We start from the raw sequence: 17732 nt of genomic DNA on the forward strand, positions 1-17732 counted from the left end.
GCGTTCAGCGTGCCGTCGACAGGGCGACGAACCGGTGGAGTGTGTCGGCGTTCGGGGGTCCGGACTGCTCGGCGGCATGAAGGTATCCGATTCCGGCATAGAGCAGCATCGTGGCCCGGGTGCGGGCGTCCTCCTCGGCGAAGCCGAGATCGAGCATCGCCTGGTAGATGGCCTCGTGCAGGCTCCGGTCGAGTTCGGCGATGGCCGAGCACAGTGAATTGTCGGTGTGCGACCACGACCGGACGGCCGCCTCGGCGGCCCAGCGGCGCGGTTCGCTGACGTAGTCGACGATGGCGCCGAGTCGTTCGGTTGCGGGGAGAATTCTCAGACCTCGCACATGGTCGGCCGCCGCACGCTGCTGCGCCTCACACTGTGCGGCGAGGGCGCTCTTGAGTGCGGCGATGTCGGCGAAGTGCCAGTAGAAGCTCCCCTTGGTGACACCGAGGGTGTCGGTGAGCCGGGAGATCTTGAGGGCGGCGGGTCCCTCGGTGACGAGCAGTCGCATCGATGCGGCGATCCAGTCGGAGACGCCGAGTCGTGCCCGTTTCACCAGTGTTTGTTCCGTCACAGTCCACCTCGTAGTGCCGACCCGAATGTGAGAGTGCGGAGCGTCGGACATGCCCCGAATATTCAATATAACAAAGCTATCATTGCTTGTTGTTGTCTTTCGTGAGCCGACCTCAGATTAGGTGACCCTAAGCCGGGCGTAGGCTGGTCTGCGAACAAGGAGACTCATGGCAAAACGACTCAACACTCTCGTCGTCACGCGCACCGAACGCCTGTCGCCGCACTTCGTCAGGCTCTACCTCGGAGGCGGCGGATTCGATGATTTCACCCCGGCGGTGGGCGCCGACGGGGCGCAGGACACCGACATGTACGTCAAGCTGATCTTCGGCGTGCCCGGCGTCAGCTACCCGGAGCCCTTCGACCTCGAGGCAATCCGCGAATCCTTCCCGCCGCAGCAGCATCCGGTGTTACGCACCTACACGATCCGCACGATCGATCCGGTGGCGCGCGAACTGGTCATCGACTTCGTCGTCCACGGCGACGAAGGCATTGCCGGAGCGTGGGCCGCCCGGGTACAGCCGGGCGAGGTCGTCCGGTTCCTCGGGCCCGGCAGCGGGTACCGGCCCCGCGCCGACGCCCCATGGCATCTGCTGGCCTGCGACGAATCCGGGTTGCCCGCGGTGGCGGCCGCGCTGGAGGCCCTACCCGACGACGCGACGGCGCAGGTGTTCATCGAGGTCGCCACCGAAGCCGACCAACTCGACCTGACCGCACCGGCCGGCGCGACGATCACCTGGCTGCACCGGGGCGCGGGAGCCGGCGAGGTGAGTGACGACCTGGCCGGCGCCAACGCACCGCTGGTGGCGGCGGTCAAGGCGGCGCCGTGGCTCGACGGTGAGCCACACGTGTTCATCCACGGCGAGGCCGGGGCCGTGATGCAGAACCTGCGCGGCTACATCCGCAAGGAGCGCGGCGTGAGCGCGGCGAACGCGTCGATCTCCGGCTATTGGCGGCGCGGCCGCACCGAGGAGGGCTTCCGGGAGTGGAAGGCGTCCCAGCGGGTTGCCGAACAACAAGGTTCAGGGCAACCAGCGGCGCGGGGCGCTGTCGGCAAGGTCAAGGGCGTGCTTGAGAGGTTGCGCAACTGACCCCACATCATGCTGCGGCGGGCCGCGTGGCGAGTTGCATCCGCCTCCGTTGCACCGTCTGATGGTGACGTGACTCCTGGTGACGGTGCGACGGATGTGGTGGACCGCTTCGGTGACTACTTGCGACTGGAACAGGGTCTCAGCGAGCACACGGTCCGCGCGTACACCGGCGACGCACGGTCGATCATCACCTACGCCGGTGTGCGCGGCGTCGAGTTCACCGACCTCGACCTACCGCTCCTGCGTGCCTGGCTGGCCGACCGGACCAGGGCCGGAGCCGCCCGTACGAGTATCGCCCGTCAAGTGTCGTCGGCCAAGAAGCTCTGCGCCTGGGCAACCCGTGAGGGCCTGCTGCGGGTGGATCCCGCCCAGCGGCTGCGGGCGCCGAAGGCCCATCGGACGCTACCCGAGGTTCTCGACGCCGACCAGGCGGCCCGGGCGATCGAGGCCGCCGGAGATCGGGTTCAATCCGATGACGGCGACCGGCAATCCGGTGATGCCGACGCGATCGCGCTACGGGACAGGCTCGTCGTCGAACTGCTGTATTCGACCGGAATCAGGGTCGGGGAACTGTGCGGACTCGATATCGGTGACGTCGACGCGCAGCGTCGGGTGTTGCGGGTTCTCGGCAAGGGCAACAAGGAGCGGATGGTCCCGTTCGGCACCCCGGCGGCTCACGCTATCGACGAGTGGCTGGCCCGGGGACGTCCGGCGTTGGTCACGCAGGCGTCCGCGAAACCGGAGTCGGCCGGTGCGCTGCTACTCGGCAGCAGGGGGGGCCGGCTCAATCAGCGGATGGCGCGGTCGGTGGTGTACCACGCCGCGGGGCAGTCCGGTGGTCCGGCGATGGGTCCGCACGGTCTCCGGCACAGCGCCGCAACGCATCTGCTCGAAGGCGGAGCGGATCTGCGCATCGTGCAGGAACTCCTCGGCCACGCATCGCTCGCTACCACCCAGATGTACACGCATGTCAGCGTCGAACGGCTGCGTGCGGTGCATAGTCAGGCACACCCGCGCGCTTGACTGTCGCTCATAGTGGTTTGAGCCGGACGCGTACCGCCCCGAGCAGGCCGAGCGGATCGATGTAGCCGGCCGAATGTCCGGAGCCTCGCCGTGCGCCCCAATGCAGACAGGTCGTGTCCGGGCATGAGTCGTGACCGGCTTCGAGGATCCCGATCGACTCGCCCCGAGCGACGTGATCGCCGCGGCGCACAGTGGGCTGTACCGGTTCGTAGGTGGTGATGAGTCCGTCGGGATGCAGGATCGACACCACCGGACGCCCCGCGACATTGCCCGCATGACGCACGATCCCGGCAGCCGAGGCAACGACCGCGGTACCGGCCGGGGCGCTCAGGTCGATGCCGCGATGGCCCTGTGACCAGCGCTGTTCGCCGACCGCGAACACGGTGACCACGGTCGGGGTGGGTGGCAGGGGCGGACGATGGCCCGCCGCGTCCGCCGGCGGTGCTGCCATGGCAGCGGCGGAACCGGAAACGACGAAGGACGCCGCAACCACCGCCACGATGACGATGACGATGGTGCGGACGGCGTATCGGGGGAGCAACGCGTCGTGCGTATGGATGGCCGGCATAGGGATCAGACGCAGCCCGGACCTATTCGGTTCCATCGGTGGTGAAGATCTTCCGGAATTTCCTCTGATCGGACCACGTGCCCCGAGGTCTGGGGATAACGCTTTTGGTTCTGATAGGCATCCGGCGTAGAGTCGGTGCCGCATCTCACCACGTCGGTGGGGTGACTTCGCGCGTCCGCACGTCGCCCGGATCACGCCGGGCCGCCGTATCGCGTGGCGGTCCCTGCCCTCGTGCAGGGTCCACGCGGTCGCGGATGCCAGGGCCGGCCCCACCCGGAGTCGGTATCAACTGCAACATAAAGGAAGTGACGACATGGCTGTCGTGACAATGAAGCAGCTGCTGGACAGCGGCGCACACTTCGGGCACCAGACCCGCCGGTGGAATCCCAAGATGAAGCGGTTCATCTTCACCGACCGCAACGGCATCTACATCATCGACCTGCAGCAGACGCTGACCTTCATCGACAAGGCGTACGAATTCGTCAAGGAGACCGTCGCCCACGGTGGCACCATCCTGTTCGTCGGCACCAAGAAGCAGGCTCAGGAATCCATCGCCGCCGAGGCCACCCGCGTTGGCATGCCGTACGTCAACCAGCGCTGGCTCGGTGGCATGCTCACCAACTTCTCGACCGTCCACAAGCGCCTGCAGCGCATGAAGGAACTCGAGGCCATGGAGCAGACCGGTGGTTTCGAGGGTCGCACCAAGAAGGAAATCCTCATGCTCACGCGTGAGAAGAACAAGCTCGAGCGCACCCTCGGCGGTATCCGTGACATGGCCAAGGTGCCCTCGGCCATCTGGGTCGTCGACACCAACAAGGAGCACATCGCCGTCGGCGAGGCCCGCAAGCTCAACATCCCGGTGATCGCCATCCTCGACACCAACTGCGACCCCGACCTCGTCGACTACCCGATCCCGGGTAACGACGACGCCATCCGCAGCGCCGCCCTGCTGACCCGCGTGGTCGCCTCGGCCGTCGCCGAAGGTGTGCAGGCCCGCGCGGGCCAGGCAGCCGGCGATGCCAAACCGGAAGCCGCTGCCGGTGAGCCGCTCGCCGAGTGGGAGCAGGAGCTGCTCAGCCAGCCCGCCGCCCCCGCCGAGGCCGAGGCCGCACCTGCCGCTCAGTGAAATGACCGGGCCGGCCGATCCCGGCCCAGTGTTTCCACCCACGAATTGACCTAGAAGGAGGCTCGCCGACGATGGCGAACTACACTGCCGCCGACGTGAAGCGACTTCGCGAGCTCACCGGCTCCGGCATGATGGCCTGCAAGAACGCACTGGCCAACAACGACGGCGACTTCGACAAGGCCGTCGAGGAACTGCGTATCAAGGGCGCCAAGGACGTCGGCAAGCGCGCCGAGCGGTCTACCGCCGAGGGCCTGGTCGCCGCCAAGGGCGGCGTGATGATCGAGCTCAACTCGGAGACCGACTTCGTCGCCAAGAACGCCGAGTTCCAGGAACTCGCCGACAAGGTGCTCGACGCCGCGCTGGCCGCCAAGACCAGTGATGTCGAGGCTCTGAAGGCGTCCCCGCTGGGTGACGGCACCGTCAACGACACCGTGCAGGCACTGGCCGCCAAGATCGGCGAGAAGCTCGAACTGCGCCGCGTCGCCTACTACGACGGCCCCGTCGCGGTCTACCTGCACAAGCGCGCCTCGGATCTGCCTCCGGGCGTCGGCGTGCTGGTGTCGTACACCGGTGAGGGCGACGCCGCGGCCGAGGCCGCTCGCAATGCCGCTCAGCAGGTCGCCGCCCTCAAGGCGCGCTACGCGACCCGCGACCAGGTGCCCGCCGACGTCGTCGAGAACGAGCGACGCATCGCCGAGGAGACCGCCAAGGCCGAGGGCAAGCCCGAGCAGGCGCTGCCGAAGATCGTCGAAGGCCGCGTCAACGGCTTCTACAAGGACGTCGTCCTCATCGACCAGGCGTATGTCAAGGACTCCAAGAAGACGGTCAAGAACGTTCTCGACGAGGCCGGTGCCACCGTCGTGACCTTCACCCGCTTCGAGGTCGGCCAGAGCTAGTTTCACCTATCTCCTGCGACGGCCCCGTGCTCATCCTCAGCGATGGGTGCGGGGCCATCGTCGTGTTCGGGCACCTCTAAGATGATCGGGGACCATCACACCGAGCAGAGGACGCAGATGACCGACGGCACCGACAGCGCGCACTCCGAACGGCACGGTTACAGCCGGGTACTGCTCAAGCTCGGTGGTGAGATGTTCGGCGGCGGTGGTGTCGGACTCGACCCCGACGTGGTGGCGATGGTCGCCGACCAGATCGCCGACGTCGTGCGCACCGGAGCACAGGTCGCGGTGGTCATCGGCGGCGGAAACTTCTTCCGCGGCGCCGAACTGCAGCAGCGTGGCCTGGACCGCTCCCGCTCCGACTACATGGGCATGCTCGGCACCGTCATGAATTGCCTGGCGTTGCAGGACTTCCTGGAAAAGCGTGGCGTCAGCACCCGGGTGCAGACGGCGATCACCATGGGGCAGGTCGCCGAGCCGTACCTTCCGCTGCGTGCCCAGCGGCACCTGGAGAAGGGACGCGTGGTGATCTTCGGGGCTGGCATGGGCATGCCGTACTTCTCCACCGATACCACCGCCGCCCAGCGCGCCCTGGAGATCAAAGCCGAGGTGGTCCTGATGGCCAAGGCCGTCGACGGGGTGTACAGCGCCGACCCGCGCGAGAACCCGGACGCGACCCTCTACCGCGAGATCACGCACCGCGAGGCGTTGGAGAAGCAGCTCAAGGTGGCCGATGCGACCGCTTTCAGTCTCTGTATGGACAATAAGATGCCGATGCTGGTGTTCAACCTGCTCGAACAAGGCAACATTGCACGTGCCGTCGCGGGCGAGCGCATCGGAACGCTCGTCAGCACCGACTGACTCGCCGCACCCGCACACGACGACGAGATCAGCACATCACGAGGAGAACCTGACAACATGATTGACGACGCGTTATTCGACGCCGAGGAGAAGATGGAGAAGGCCGTCGGCGTCGCCAAGGACGACATGGGGTCCATCCGGACCGGACGGGCCAACCCGGCCATGTTCAACAAGGTGCATATCGAGTACTACGGTGCGCTCACCCCGATCACCCAGGTCGCCAGTATCAACACGCCCGAGCCACGCCTGGTTGTCATCAAGCCTTACGAGCCATCGAGTCTGCGGGACATCGAGACCGCGATACGCAACTCCGACCTGGGCGTGAACCCCACCAACGACGGCAACGTGATCCGGGTGGTCATCCCACAGCTCACCGAGGACCGTCGCAAGGATCTGGTGAAGCAGGCCAAGGCCAAGGGCGAGGACGCCAAGGTCTCGATCCGCAACGTCCGGCGCAAGGCCGTCGACGAGCTCAAACGCATCCAGAAGGACGGCGAGGCCGGTGAGGACGAGGTGGTGCGCGCAGAGAAGGAGCTCGACAAGACCACGGCGTTGTATGTCGGCCAGGTCGACGAGCTGGTGAAACATAAAGAGAACGAATTGCTCGAGGTGTGAGCGCAACCTACCCGATGAGTACAAAGCCAAAGAAGACCTCACGGGCCGGGCGTGACCTGCCGGCCGCGATCGGGGTCGGCGTCACACTGGGCGCCGGTATCATCGCGATCCTCGTCTTCGAGCCGCGGATCTGGTACGGCGTCGTCTCGGTCGCGCTGGCGATCGCGACTTGGGAGATCGCCCAGCGACTGCGCGACGGCGGGATCGGAATCGCGTTCTGGCCGCTGCTGATCGGTGGTCAGGCCATCATCTGGTCGGGATGGCCGTGGGGGACCACGGGCATCCTGGTGGCGGCGGTGACCACGGTCCTGGTGTCGATGGTATGGAAGCTGCTCGCCCAAGGGCTCAGCGCCGCACCCAAGGACTATCTGCGCGGACTGTCCGTGACGGTGCTGGTGATGGCGTGGCTGCCGGTGCTGGCCGCGTTCGGCGCCCTGATCGTCACCGAATCCGACGGCGCCGCCCGGGTGGCGACGCTGATGGTCGTCGTCGTGTGCTCCGATGTGGGCGGCTATGCGGCAGGTGTGCTGTTCGGCAAGCATCCGATGGCGCCCGCGATCAGTCCCAAGAAGTCGTGGGAAGGCCTGGCCGGGTCACTCACTGTCGGAACGGTGGGTGCCGTGTGCTGCGCCCTGTTCCTGCTCGACGCCCACTGGTGGGTCGGTGCCGTTCTCGGTCCGGTCCTGGTGATTTGCGCCACGCTCGGCGATCTCGTCGAATCGCAGGTCAAGCGTGATCTGGGCATCAAGGACATGGGCACGCTGTTGCCCGGCCACGGCGGGATCATGGATCGGCTCGACTCGCTGCTGCCGTCGGCGTTCGTGGTGTGGGCGGTGCTGACGGCACTGCTGTGACGTTTCCGATCTGACAGCCCTCGAGCCGCGGCCGGCGATCAGTGGTCGGCTTTGGACGCCTTGGTCAGTGCCCGGTTGAGCTGGAACATGCGCAGACCGCCGATGAGCGCGGTGACCAGCGCACCAGCGATGGCGGCGATGAGCAGGCTGATGCCGACGGGCAGGTTGACCTGCCAGAACAGCAGCCAGATCTGCTGCGAGCTGAGATTCTGCAGGATGAAGATCAGCAGCAGTATGCCGAGTGCCGAACCGATGATCATTCCGGCCCAGGCGGCGCTTGTGCGGGTGTGGCGGACCTCGCCGGCGATCGCTTCACCGCTACGCTTCCCGCGGCGGGAGGTGCCACCGACCGGCGACGCGGGAATCTCGGGGTCGGGTACCGGGGTTCCGCCGGTGGCCGGTTCCGGTTCGCCGGGTGTGTCGTACTGGTCCTGCGGGGCGGGTCGCCGGCCTTTGTGCAGCGGATCTGAGGTGCTCATCCGGCCATGATGGCATGAGACAATGCTCAAATGTCCTCTTTACCGCTCGTGTTCGACGCACCCAAGCGCGGGTTGCCGCCGAAACATTTCGCCGACCTCGATCCGGAACAGCGGATCGCGGCGGCAGCGGAGCTCGGACTGCCCAAGTTCCGGGTCAATCAACTGGCACGCCAGTACTACAGCAGGCTGAACGGTGACGTCGCCGAGATGACCGACGTGCCGGCCGCAGCCCGGCAGGCCGTGGGAGATTCGCTGTTCCCGACGCTGCTGACGCCGATACGGCAGATCAGCTGCGACGACGGCAGCACCCGCAAGACACTGTGGCGCCTGCACGACGGAACACTGCTCGAAAGCGTGCTGATGCGGTACACCGACCGCAACACGTTGTGCATCTCAAGCCAGGCCGGATGCGGCATGGCGTGCCCGTTCTGTGCCACCGGGCAGGGCGGTCTGGACCGCAATCTGTCGACGGCCGAGATCGTCGATCAGGTTCGTGCCGCGGCCCGCACCCTGCGAGACGGCGAGTTCGGGGAGCCCGGCCGGTTGTCGAATGTGGTGTTCATGGGGATGGGCGAGCCGCTGGCCAACTACAAGCGGGTGGTGAGCGCGGTCCGCCAGATCACCTCACCGGCACCCGAGGGCCTTGGGATCTCGGCGCGGTCGGTGACGGTGTCGACGGTGGGTCTGGCGCCTGCGATCAGGAAGCTGGCCGACGAGGGTATTCCGGTGACCCTCGCGGTGTCGTTGCACACCCCCGACGACGAGCTGCGCGACACGCTCGTTCCGGTCAACAACCGGTGGTCGGTCGCCGAGGTGCTGGAGGCCGCGCGCTACTATGCCGATTCCAGCGGTCGCCGGGTGTCCATCGAGTATGCCTTGATCCGGGATATCAACGATCAGCCGTGGCGCGCGGACATGCTGGGCAAGAAGCTGCACAAGGCACTCGGCACGAAGGCCCATGTCAACCTCATCCCGCTGAACCCGACCCCGGGCTCGAAGTGGGATGCGAGCCCGAAACCGGCAGAGCGCGAGTTTGTCCGCCGAGTACAGGAACAGGGCGTCTCCTGCACCGTCCGCGACACCCGAGGCCAAGAGATAGCCGCCGCCTGCGGTCAACTGGCCGCCGAGGAACGATAGCCAAATGCGCCCACCCGCATCAGGCAGGTGGGCGCCGGGTTATGGGTACAGGACTACGGCACCCATTTGGGGTCGCGGTTGAAGAACATGCCGCGGATGAGGAAGACGGCGATGCAGGCGGCGACGCCGACCGACCAGAGTTCTTCGACTTCGCCTCGGTGGTTGCCGACGAATCCCATGAAGAGAAGGAAGCCGACGGAGGCCCAGCCGAGTATGAAGTAGAACCGCTTGGGTTTGGCGTGCCAGCCGAATCGGGCCGAGGGGGCGTCGGCGGGTTCACGGGTCCAGCCGGTGTCGACGTGTTCGTGTTCAACCTCGGTGCTTGCCACAGCTGCTCCTTACCGACGACGTGGGGTAGTAGTTCTCGATCAGCATAGCGGTACCGCTTGCCGGCCGGTGCGCGACCTTCTCACCTGCGCCGTGCGCGATCGTCTCACCTGCGCCGTGCGCGATCGTCTCACCGCGACGTGGTGCGGTCTTGGTGACAGAATGCGGCCATGTATCAGACCACCCGATCTCTGGCCGACTATCGAAACGAGAATTATCCCCGCGACATGGTGGGGTACGGGCGGACGCCGCCTGATCCGCGGTGGCCGGGCGGCGCGAAGGTGGCGGTGCAATTCGTCCTCAACTATGAGGAGGGGGCGGAGAACAATGTGTTGGAGAACGATCGGGGGAGCGAGACGTTCTTGTCGGAAATGGTTGGTGCACAATCGTTTCCGAATCGGCACATGAGCATGGAGTCGTTGTACGAATACGGATCGCGGGCGGGTGTGTGGCGGGTCCTGCGGACGTTCGAGCGCCGGGGTCTGCCGTTGACGATCTTCGCGGTGGCGCAGGCGATGGCGCGCAATCCCGAGGTGGCGGCGGCGTTCGTCGAAAAGGGGCACGAGATCGCCTGTCATGGGTATCGCTGGCTGAGTTATCAGTTAGTCGATCAGGAGATCGAGCGTGAGCACATGGTGGCGGCGCTGGAGTTGCTGACCGAGATCACGGGGGAGCGACCCCGCGGCTGGTACACGGGCCGGGATTCTCCGCATACGCGACGGCTGGTCGTCGAGCAGGGTGGGTTCGCCTACGACTCCGACAGTTACGCCGACGATCTGCCGTACTGGGTGAAGGTGCCGAGTCAGGGAGCGCTGGTCGATCATCTGGTGGTGCCGTACACGCTGGACACCAACGACATGAGGTTCTCGTCACCGGGTGGTTTCCCGTCGGGTGAACAGTTCTTCGCACACCTGAGGGACGCGTTCGACGTGCTGTACCGGGAGGGCCAGGAGGGTGCGCCGAAGATGCTGTCGGTGGGCCTGCACTGCCGGCTGGTCGGTCGCCCGGCGCGGCTGGCGAGTCTGGAACGGTTCCTCGATCACGTGCAGTCGCACGACGATGTATGGATCACGCGGCGCATCGATATCGCCGACCATTGGCGGTCGGTGCATCCGGCGGGGTAGCGCTGTCGGTCAGTTCGCCTCTCGGGTGGTTCACAATGGTCCGGTGACCATACGTGTACTCATCCTCGGCTCGACGGGTTCGATCGGCGTTCAGGCGCTGGAGGTGATCGCGGCCAATCCTGATCGGTTCGAGGTGGTCGGCGTCGGGGCGGGTGGCGGCAATCTCGATCTACTGCGCAAGCAGGTCGCCGACCTGGGGTTGTTGGCGGGCCGCGTCGCAGTCGCCGACGAGTCCGCCGGGCGTGACCTGGTCGCCGGGATCGGTGCGGGTGTGCACGTCGGTGCCGATGCGATGGTGGATCTGATCGATGCCGCGGATGCGGATGTGGTGCTGAACGGGATCGTCGGATCGATCGGTTTGGCGCCGAGTCTGGCGGCGCTGCGCTCGGGCGCCCGGTTGGCGCTGGCCAACAAGGAGTCACTGGTGGCCGGTGGTGCGCTGGTGCTCGATGCGGCGGCGCCGGGGCAGATCGTGCCGGTTGATTCGGAGCATTCGGCGATCGCGCAGTGTTTGCGCGGAGGCAGTGCCGGCGAGGTGTCGCGGCTGGTGCTGACGGCGTCGGGGGGACCGTTTCGCGGCTGGTCCCGCGAGGACGTCGAACATGTCACTCCGGAGCAGGCGGGCAAGCATCCGACGTGGTCAATGGGGCCGATGATCACGCTGAATTCGGCGACCCTGGTGAACAAGGCGCTGGAGGTGATCGAGGCACATCTGCTGTTCGGTGTGCCCTACGACCGCATCGATGTGACGGTACATCCGCAGTCGATCGTGCATTCGATGGTGACGTTCGTCGACGGTGCGACGATCGCGAAGGCGTCGCCGCCATCGATGAAGCTGCCGATCGCGCTGGCCCTGGGCTGGCCGGACCGGGTTCCGGGCGCGTCGGCGGCCTGTGATTTCTCGACGGCGTCGCAGTGGACGTTCGAGCCCGTCGACAATGAGGTGTTCCCGGCGATCGATGTCGCGCGCCGTGCAGGCAAGGCCGGTGGCAGCCTGACCGCGGTGTTCAATGCCGCGAACGAGGTGGCCGCACAGGGCTTTTTCGACGGTGTGCTGCGGTTCCCGCAGATCGTCGAGACGGTGGCCCACGTGATCGACGACGCAGATCAGTGGCGTGCCGCGCCCGGTAGTGTGGACGAGGTATTCGCCGCTGATCGGTGGGCCCGCGATCGTGCCGCACGGCTGGTCTCGGCCCGCGCTGATGGAGTTTGATTCGTGATGTTCGCGTTCGGCGTGGTGCTGTTCGCCCTCGCCCTGGTGCTGTCGGTGGCCTGGCACGAGTGCGGCCACATGTGGGCGGCGCAGGCCACCGGGATGAAGGTCCGGCGCTACTTCGTCGGCTTCGGGCCCACACTGTGGTCGGTGCGGCGGGGTGAGACCGAGTACGGGGTAAAGGCGCTGCCGTTCGGCGGGTTCTGCGACATCGCCGGCATGACTCCGTACGACGAACTCGCCGACGACGAACGCGACCGCGCGATGTTCCGGCAGAAGCCGTGGAAGCGGTTCGTGGTGTTGCTGGCCGGTCCCGCGCAGAACTTCGTCCTGGGTTTCGTCCTCATCTACTTCGTCGCAGTACTGGCGGGCCTGCCGAATCTGCGCGACGACGCCGACCACGCGCCGGTGTACGTGGAGAAGGTCAGCTGTGTGGCGTCGGCCACGGACGCGGCGGGTGAGTTGCTGCCGTGTTCGGGTGCGGCTCCCGCCGAGGCGGCCGGTCTGCGGCCCGGCGACCGGATCGTGGCGATCAACGGCGAGGCCGTCGACAACAACAGTGACCTGATCACGACGACGCAACGCACCACGGGTACCGCGTCGGTGCAGGTGCAGCGCGATGACCAGACGCTGACGCTGCAGATCCCGGTGACGCAGGTCGAACGCAAGATGCGGACCTCCAACGGGACTCTCAAGAGCGTCACGGTCGGCGCGATCGGGGTGACGCTGACCCGTCCGGACCCGATCGGACCGCTCGAATACAACCCGCTGACGGCGATTCCGGGCACGTTCGAGTTCACCGGGCACCTGGCGAAGGCGACGTGGGATGCGTTGCTGTCGCTGCCGTCGAAAATCGACGATCTGTGGACGGCGGTGACGGGCGGCCCGCGTGGCGAGGACACCCCGGTCAGTGTGTACGGGGCGTCGGCGATGGGTGGCGAGGCCGCCGAACGCGGCGCGTGGAGCGTGTTCTTCATGCTTTTGATCACCATCAACTTCTTCCTGGGGGCGTTCAATCTGGTGCCGCTACTACCATTGGACGGTGGACATATGGCCATCGTCGGGTACGAGAAGTGCCGGGACACGGTGCGCCGGTGGATGGGCCGTGCCGAGGGCGGCCCCGTGGACTACATGAAGTTGATGCCGTTGACCTACGCGGTGGTCATCGTGATGGGAGCGTTCATGGTGCTGACCGTGACCGCCGACATCATCAATCCGATCCGGTTGTGGTGACCGGACTCCAGTCCCCGGCACCACGTCCAACGCAGCAGCCCAGCAGAAGGTGAAAGACATGAACGCCCCAGTCGCGCAAGGAGTACCGGCAGCACCGGGCAGTGGCCCGATGGCGATCGGGCTCGGTATGCCACCGGCGCCGCCGCCCGTGCTGGCACCCCGCCGCAAGACGCGCCAGATCATGGTCGGACAGGTCGGCGTGGGCAGCGATCACCCGATCTCGGTCCAATCGATGTGCACCACCAAGACTCACGACGTCAACGCCACGCTGCAGCAGATCGCCCAGCTCACCGCATCGGGTTGCGACATCGTACGTGTGGCGTGCCCGCGTCAGGAGGATGCCGACGCACTGCCGGAGATCGCCCGCAAGGCCAACATCCCGGTGATCGCCGACATCCACTTCCAGCCCAAGTACATCTTCGCCGCCATCGACGCCGGTTGCGCCGCGGTGCGGGTGAACCCCGGCAACATCAAGGAGTTCGACGGCCGCGTCAAGGAGGTCGCCAAGGCCGCCGGCGAGGCCGGCATTCCCATCCGGATCGGCGTCAACGCCGGATCGCTGGACAAGCGGCTGATGGAGAAATACGGCAAGGCGACGCCTGAGGCGCTCGTCGAGTCGGCGCTGTGGGAGGCGAGCCTGTTCGAGGAATACGGCTTCGGCGACATCAAGATCTCGGTCAAACACAACGACCCGGTGATCATGGTGGAGGCATACCGGCAGCTCGCCGCCCAGTGCGACTACCCGCTGCACCTCGGTGTCACAGAGGCGGGCCCGGCGTTCCAGGGCACCATCAAGTCGGCGGTCGCGTTCGGCGCTCTGCTGTCCGAGGGCATCGGCGACACGATCCGGGTGTCGTTGTCGGCGCCGCCTGCCGAGGAGATCAAGGTCGGTGATGCGATCCTGCAGTCGCTGAACCTGCGTCCCCGCAAACTGGAGATCGTGTCCTGCCCGTCGTGCGGCCGTGCGCAGGTTGACGTCTACAAACTCGCCAACGAGGTGACCGCCGGCCTGGAAGGTATGGAGGTTCCGTTGCGGGTCGCGGTGATGGGTTGTGTGGTCAACGGTCCGGGCGAGGCCAGGGAAGCCGACCTCGGCGTGGCGTCCGGAAACGGCAGGGGGCAGATCTTCGTCAAGGGCGAGGTCATCAAGACGGTGCCCGAATCGCAGATTGTCGAGACATTGATCGACGAAGCCCTGCGCATTGCGGAGGAATCCGGGCAAACTGGTGTGGACGGAGAATCCGGTCCGCCGGTGGTCACGGTCATGTGATCTGCCGGGCGTGAGGAGGCGCTGGGCCGCAGGGATCCAGCACAGAGGAGTTGTCGTGCTGAACGTGGTGGGACATCGACCACTCGGCCTTCGTGATGCGGTCGTGGTGGCCGACGTCCTCGCCTCCGATCCGGTGCCGATGTGCATGGTGGCAGCGCGGTGCGAGGTGCACGGACTCAATCCCCGGCTGCTGGGTGGTTCGCTGTGGACTGCCGATCATCCGTCGACATCGCTGTGCTTTTCCGGTGCCAACCTCATTCCGCTGCTCGGTTCGCGTTCGGACATGAGTTACTTCGCCGATCGCGCGATGTCACGGCCGCGTGCCTGTTCGTCGATCGTGGGCCCCGCCGATCTGGTGGCGTCGCTGTGGGGCGACCTCGAGTCCGAATGGGGCCCGGCCCGGGAGGTGCGGCCGGATCAGCCGCTGATGGCGCTCGACGGGGAACCGGCGATACCGCCGGATCCGGCGGTGCGGCTGGTCACGCTCGACGACCTCGACGCCTACCTCCCCGCGGCCATCGACATGTTCATCGGTGAGGTCGGCGTCGATCCGCGGGCCGGTGATGGTGGTGTCTCGTATCGGCGCCGGTTGTCATCACTCATCACGGCGAACCGGGTGTTCGCACGCTTCGAGGACGGCCAGGTGGTGTTCAAGGCCGAGGTCGGGTCGATGTCCCGGGTCGTCGGGCAGATCCAGGGCGTGTGGGTGGATCCGCAGCGTCGCGGTGAGGGACTGGGTGCGGCGGGTACGGCCGCGGTCGCGCAGGCGATCATCGCCGACGGCCGGACGGCCAGCCTGTACGTGAACAGTTTCAACACCCCTGCACGGGCGGCCTACCGGCGTATCGGTTTCGTCGAGGTCGGAACATTCGCGACGGTCCTCATCGACTGACGACTACTGCGCCTGACTCACCGACGACATGTTGAAGTCGGGGATGCGCAGCGGCGGCATCCGTGTCCTGGTGGCCCAGTCCGACCATTCGCGCGGCAGGGTGATCTCGCTGACCCCGGCCTGTGTGGTGCGGCGCAACAGATCCAGCGGCGATTCGTTGAACCGGAAGTTGTTGACCGCGGCGCTCACCGTGCCGTCCTCGATCAGATACACGCCGTCGCGGGTCAGCCCGGTGAGTAGCGCGGTGGTGGGGTCGACCTCGCGGATGTACCAGAGCGTGGTCAGCAGCAGACCCCGTTCGGTGGCCGCGATCATCTCCTCCAGCGTCGCATCGCCGCCCGTCATCAGCAGGTTCGAGCATCCTGCGGCCGGTGCGGCACCGAACTCGACCGCCGCCGCACGGGGATAGGCCAGGGTGTCGATCATCCCGTCCCGGATCCAGTCGACGCGCCCGATGTCGAGACCGTTGTCGAACACCGACGCCATCTCCGACGATGCCGCGGAGACCACGAACGGCTCACATTCCAGGCCGGGTGCGGTCGGGTCGGAACTGAGTGTCAGGCCCAGATCGGTGAGTTTCTCGCCCACCCGAGTTCCGCCACCGGGCGCCGACATCGCGGTGCGTCCTTCCTGCGCGCCGCGTCCGGCCATCTCCCAGCTCAGCGACAACATCAGGTCGGCCACCGCCGACGGCGGCAGCAGCGTCTCGTATCGGCCCGCCGGCAGCTCGGCAGTGTGCGCCGACCAATTCAGCCGCGTCGACAGGTCGGCGAGCATCGAGTCGACGGGAACGTCGTCGAACCAGGGTGTGCTGATACCCGACCACGCGCTCGCATCGCCGCGCTTGGCGTTGATCTGTACCGATCCGGTGGGTTGGGTGAAACGACGCCGCACACCGGTCGATGTGGCCAGCCAGATCGTGTCGACGATGTGATGGGCGAAACCGTACAGCTTGTCGGGGCCGTCGAAACCGCGGCGTAGCGCACCGGCGATGCCGCCGAATACGTCCGCCCCGGTCGTTGCCGGTGCATCGGCCCAGTCCGCGGGCGTGCCGCTGTCGGTGATCAGCGCGAACGCGTCGTCCGCCGGTGGTGCCGAGCGGGCGGCGTCCTGCGACGCGCGTACCACGTCGGCAACGGCGGCCGGGTTGATGTCGGTGGTGGTCACCGTGCCGACGTGAGCGCTCGCACCGCGCCGCACGATCGACACCACTGTCGTGATGCGTTGCACCGATTCACCATTGGTGGTCATCGTGTTGCCCGCCCAGCGCAGCGATGCCTCAGCTTTGTCGGTGACGATCACGATCGTGTCGTCCGCGCCCCCGAGCCGCTGTGCGTGCGCCAGGGCCGAATCGACTGCGTCGGTTACACTGACCATCTCCGGTATCCTTCGTCGGCGGACTATCTACTACTAGCTTCCGTTAGCCTAGTACTACAGTCGTAGATGGTAATTTCACATCGATGACCTGCGGTTTCGGTGGCATATCCGTGCTCGAAGTTGATGTCGACGCCGCCATTTCGACCAATGAAGGAAGTACTCGCTGGCGTGTTCGGTGGTGACGGTAGCGGCTCTGAGTAGTCGTTGAAACTCGTTGATACTCAACCGGATCAATGAGGGGTTGGTGGTTTCGTGGGCGCGTTGTTCGGCGGTGGTGATCGCCAGGATGGCGTGGGCGAGCATGACCAGGATCGTCCAGCGATGCCAGGAGGTCCAGGTTCGTACTTGGTGCTGGTCCAGCCCGGTCAGGCCTTTGCTGGACTGGAACGATTCCTCGACAGTCCACCGGCGGCCGGCGACCTTCACCAACACAGCCAACGGGACCGGGGTGGAGCTGTAGCAGCGGTAGAACGCCAGCTCACCGGTGGTGTCGTTGTGGCGCACCAGCACCGAACACTGCCCTGTGCTGCCGGGGTCCTCGGTGGTGGTATGCCATGCCCACGAATACACCCGGGCGCCTTTGGTACCCGCCCCGGCCGAGAGTCGCTGCCACGAACTGGTCGGTGAGTCGGCCGCTAACTGCGCTACGGTCATCGGGCCGGCGGCGGTGGGCACCCTGCGGCTGGTGGCCACGACCAGCACGTAGCCGACCGTGCGTTCGTGCAGCAGTGTGCGCAGTTCGGGGCTGGCACCGTACACCTCGTCACCGGCGACCCACGAGCACCGAACGCCGGCGTCGAGGGCGTCGGTGATCATGTCGGCAGCGAGCTCGGTATTGGTGGCGAACCCGACCTCAGTGGGTACCCCAGCCTCATCGAGGCGGTCCCGGTGATCAGTCCAACTCGTCGGCAGATACAGGCGCCGATCGATCAGGGCGTGACCTTTGTCGCTGGTGTAGCCTCAGCCTTTCACGCTGATTGCGTGTCATAAACGAAGAATGGTGCCCTGACCTGGGATAATTCGGCTTACCACAGCAAGAATCAGTCCAGATCCAGGAGCACCATTCCGGTGAGCAAGTCTAT

Annotated in this window: 18 protein-coding genes and 1 pseudogene; 13 read left to right on the forward strand and 6 right to left on the reverse strand. The window is 66.2% G+C overall.

The annotated features are described in order from the left end of the window. Nucleotides 1–4: 4 nt before the first annotated feature. Nucleotides 5–568, reverse strand: a complete 564-nt coding sequence (locus KDB67_RS10205) for a TetR/AcrR family transcriptional regulator (RefSeq protein ID WP_291015464.1) — start codon at nucleotides 566–568, stop codon at nucleotides 5–7. A 166-nt stretch (nucleotides 569–734) separates the two neighbouring features. Here KDB67_RS10205 and KDB67_RS10210 point away from each other — a divergent pair, with 166 nt between their 5' ends. Together KDB67_RS10210 and KDB67_RS10215 are read left to right on the forward strand one after the other, a co-directional pair. After that, nucleotides 735–1655: a siderophore-interacting protein gene (locus KDB67_RS10210; RefSeq protein WP_291015466.1), complete on the forward strand. Its 921-nt coding sequence runs from the start codon at nucleotides 735–737 to the stop codon at nucleotides 1653–1655. A 69-nt stretch (nucleotides 1656–1724) separates the two neighbouring features. Further along, a complete protein-coding gene (locus KDB67_RS10215; RefSeq protein WP_291015468.1) occupies nucleotides 1725–2678 on the forward strand; it encodes a tyrosine recombinase XerC in 954 nt (317 codons plus the stop codon). A gap of 7 nt (nucleotides 2679–2685) precedes the next feature. Here the strand turns inward: KDB67_RS10215 and KDB67_RS10220 are convergent, their stop codons facing one another. Then, on the reverse strand, nucleotides 2686–3129 hold the full coding sequence (locus KDB67_RS10220) for a M23 family metallopeptidase (RefSeq protein ID WP_291015496.1): 444 nt from the start codon (nucleotides 3127–3129) through the stop codon (nucleotides 2686–2688). 430 nt (nucleotides 3130–3559) lie between these two features. Here KDB67_RS10220 and rpsB point away from each other — a divergent pair, with 430 nt between their 5' ends. From rpsB to KDB67_RS10245, 5 genes are all read left to right on the forward strand, one after another. Next, nucleotides 3560–4372 carry a 30S ribosomal protein S2 gene (gene rpsB, locus KDB67_RS10225; protein WP_291015470.1) on the forward strand — a complete coding sequence of 271 codons (813 nt, stop codon included), beginning with the start codon at nucleotides 3560–3562 and terminating at the stop codon, nucleotides 4370–4372. Nucleotides 4373–4443: 71 nt separating this feature from the next. After that, nucleotides 4444–5268: a translation elongation factor Ts gene (tsf, locus tag KDB67_RS10230; RefSeq protein ID WP_291015472.1), complete on the forward strand. Its 825-nt coding sequence runs from the start codon at nucleotides 4444–4446 to the stop codon at nucleotides 5266–5268. 117 nt (nucleotides 5269–5385) lie between these two features. Further along, complete coding sequence (gene pyrH, locus KDB67_RS10235; RefSeq protein WP_291015474.1) at nucleotides 5386–6129, forward strand: UMP kinase; 744 nt, start codon at nucleotides 5386–5388, stop codon at nucleotides 6127–6129. Nucleotides 6130–6186: 57 nt separating this feature from the next. Then, nucleotides 6187–6744: a ribosome recycling factor gene (gene frr, locus KDB67_RS10240; RefSeq protein ID WP_291015476.1), complete on the forward strand. Its 558-nt coding sequence runs from the start codon at nucleotides 6187–6189 to the stop codon at nucleotides 6742–6744. Nucleotides 6745–6758: 14 nt separating this feature from the next. Then, the gene (locus KDB67_RS10245) at nucleotides 6759–7598 is read left to right on the forward strand and encodes a phosphatidate cytidylyltransferase (protein ID WP_291015478.1); all 840 of its coding nucleotides are present in this window, start codon (nucleotides 6759–6761) and stop codon (nucleotides 7596–7598) included. A 38-nt stretch (nucleotides 7599–7636) separates the two neighbouring features. Here the strand turns inward: KDB67_RS10245 and KDB67_RS10250 are convergent, their stop codons facing one another. Then, nucleotides 7637–8077, reverse strand: a complete 441-nt coding sequence (locus tag KDB67_RS10250; protein ID WP_291015480.1) for a LapA family protein — start codon at nucleotides 8075–8077, stop codon at nucleotides 7637–7639. Between the two features lie 30 nt (nucleotides 8078–8107). On the opposite strand from KDB67_RS10250, the gene rlmN reads away from it, so the two are divergent. Beyond that, nucleotides 8108–9214, forward strand: coding sequence for a 23S rRNA (adenine(2503)-C(2))-methyltransferase RlmN (rlmN, locus tag KDB67_RS10255; protein ID WP_291015481.1), 1107 nt, complete (start codon nucleotides 8108–8110; stop codon nucleotides 9212–9214). A 53-nt stretch (nucleotides 9215–9267) separates the two neighbouring features. Here the strand turns inward: rlmN and KDB67_RS10260 are convergent, their stop codons facing one another. Further along, the gene (locus KDB67_RS10260; RefSeq protein ID WP_291015483.1) at nucleotides 9268–9543 is read right to left on the reverse strand and encodes a DUF2631 domain-containing protein; all 276 of its coding nucleotides are present in this window, start codon (nucleotides 9541–9543) and stop codon (nucleotides 9268–9270) included. A gap of 168 nt (nucleotides 9544–9711) precedes the next feature. Here KDB67_RS10260 and puuE point away from each other — a divergent pair, with 168 nt between their 5' ends. From puuE to KDB67_RS10285, 5 genes are read left to right on the forward strand one after another with little or no spacing between them, the layout of a single operon-like run. Next, complete coding sequence (puuE, locus tag KDB67_RS10265) at nucleotides 9712–10665, forward strand: allantoinase PuuE (protein WP_291015485.1); 954 nt, start codon at nucleotides 9712–9714, stop codon at nucleotides 10663–10665. Between the two features lie 43 nt (nucleotides 10666–10708). Next, nucleotides 10709–11878: a 1-deoxy-D-xylulose-5-phosphate reductoisomerase gene (gene dxr / locus KDB67_RS10270; RefSeq protein WP_291015487.1), complete on the forward strand. Its 1170-nt coding sequence runs from the start codon at nucleotides 10709–10711 to the stop codon at nucleotides 11876–11878. Nucleotides 11879–11881: 3 nt separating this feature from the next. Further along, nucleotides 11882–13111, forward strand: a complete 1230-nt coding sequence (locus tag KDB67_RS10275) for a site-2 protease family protein (protein WP_291015488.1) — start codon at nucleotides 11882–11884, stop codon at nucleotides 13109–13111. A 58-nt stretch (nucleotides 13112–13169) separates the two neighbouring features. Continuing rightward, nucleotides 13170–14381, forward strand: coding sequence for a flavodoxin-dependent (E)-4-hydroxy-3-methylbut-2-enyl-diphosphate synthase (gene ispG / locus KDB67_RS10280; protein WP_291015489.1), 1212 nt, complete (start codon nucleotides 13170–13172; stop codon nucleotides 14379–14381). Nucleotides 14382–14436: 55 nt separating this feature from the next. Further along, on the forward strand, nucleotides 14437–15273 hold the full coding sequence (locus tag KDB67_RS10285; protein WP_291015491.1) for a DUF4081 domain-containing protein: 837 nt from the start codon (nucleotides 14437–14439) through the stop codon (nucleotides 15271–15273). A 3-nt stretch (nucleotides 15274–15276) separates the two neighbouring features. Here KDB67_RS10285 and KDB67_RS10290 read toward each other — a convergent pair whose 3' ends face one another. Both KDB67_RS10290 and KDB67_RS10295 read right to left on the reverse strand, forming a co-directional pair. Next, entirely contained in the window at nucleotides 15277–16650 is a 1374-nt protein-coding gene (locus KDB67_RS10290; RefSeq protein ID WP_291015493.1) for a metallopeptidase TldD-related protein, read from the reverse strand. Nucleotides 16651–16725: 75 nt separating this feature from the next. Beyond that, nucleotides 16726–17595, reverse strand: a pseudogene (locus KDB67_RS10295) (IS701 family transposase); the annotation flags it as partial. Nucleotides 17596–17732 lie beyond the last annotated feature (137 nt).

Origin of the sequence: Gordonia sp. (in: high G+C Gram-positive bacteria) (genome assembly GCF_020438995.1) — a bacterium.
Lineage (GTDB): Bacteria > Actinomycetota > Actinomycetes > Mycobacteriales > Mycobacteriaceae > Gordonia.

Coding starts and splice junctions, on each gene's coding strand:
- tsf (WP_291015472.1), top strand. CDS start 4,444: ATGGCGAACTACACTGCCGCCGACGTGAAGCGACTTCGCGAGCTCACC.
- rlmN (WP_291015481.1), top strand. CDS start 8,108: ATGTCCTCTTTACCGCTCGTGTTCGACGCACCCAAGCGCGGGTTGCCG.
- KDB67_RS10245 (WP_291015478.1), top strand. CDS start 6,759: ATGAGTACAAAGCCAAAGAAGACCTCACGGGCCGGGCGTGACCTGCCG.
- puuE (WP_291015485.1), top strand. CDS start 9,712: ATGTATCAGACCACCCGATCTCTGGCCGACTATCGAAACGAGAATTAT.
- rpsB (WP_291015470.1), top strand. CDS start 3,560: ATGGCTGTCGTGACAATGAAGCAGCTGCTGGACAGCGGCGCACACTTC.
- frr (WP_291015476.1), top strand. CDS start 6,187: ATGATTGACGACGCGTTATTCGACGCCGAGGAGAAGATGGAGAAGGCC.
- KDB67_RS10250 (WP_291015480.1), bottom strand. CDS start 8,077: ATGAGCACCTCAGATCCGCTGCACAAAGGCCGGCGACCCGCCCCGCAG.
- KDB67_RS10220 (WP_291015496.1), bottom strand. CDS start 3,129: ATGGCAGCACCGCCGGCGGACGCGGCGGGCCATCGTCCGCCCCTGCCA.
- KDB67_RS10210 (WP_291015466.1), top strand. CDS start 735: ATGGCAAAACGACTCAACACTCTCGTCGTCACGCGCACCGAACGCCTG.
- KDB67_RS10290 (WP_291015493.1), bottom strand. CDS start 16,650: ATGGTCAGTGTAACCGACGCAGTCGATTCGGCCCTGGCGCACGCACAG.
- ispG (WP_291015489.1), top strand. CDS start 13,170: ATGAACGCCCCAGTCGCGCAAGGAGTACCGGCAGCACCGGGCAGTGGC.
- pyrH (WP_291015474.1), top strand. CDS start 5,386: ATGACCGACGGCACCGACAGCGCGCACTCCGAACGGCACGGTTACAGC.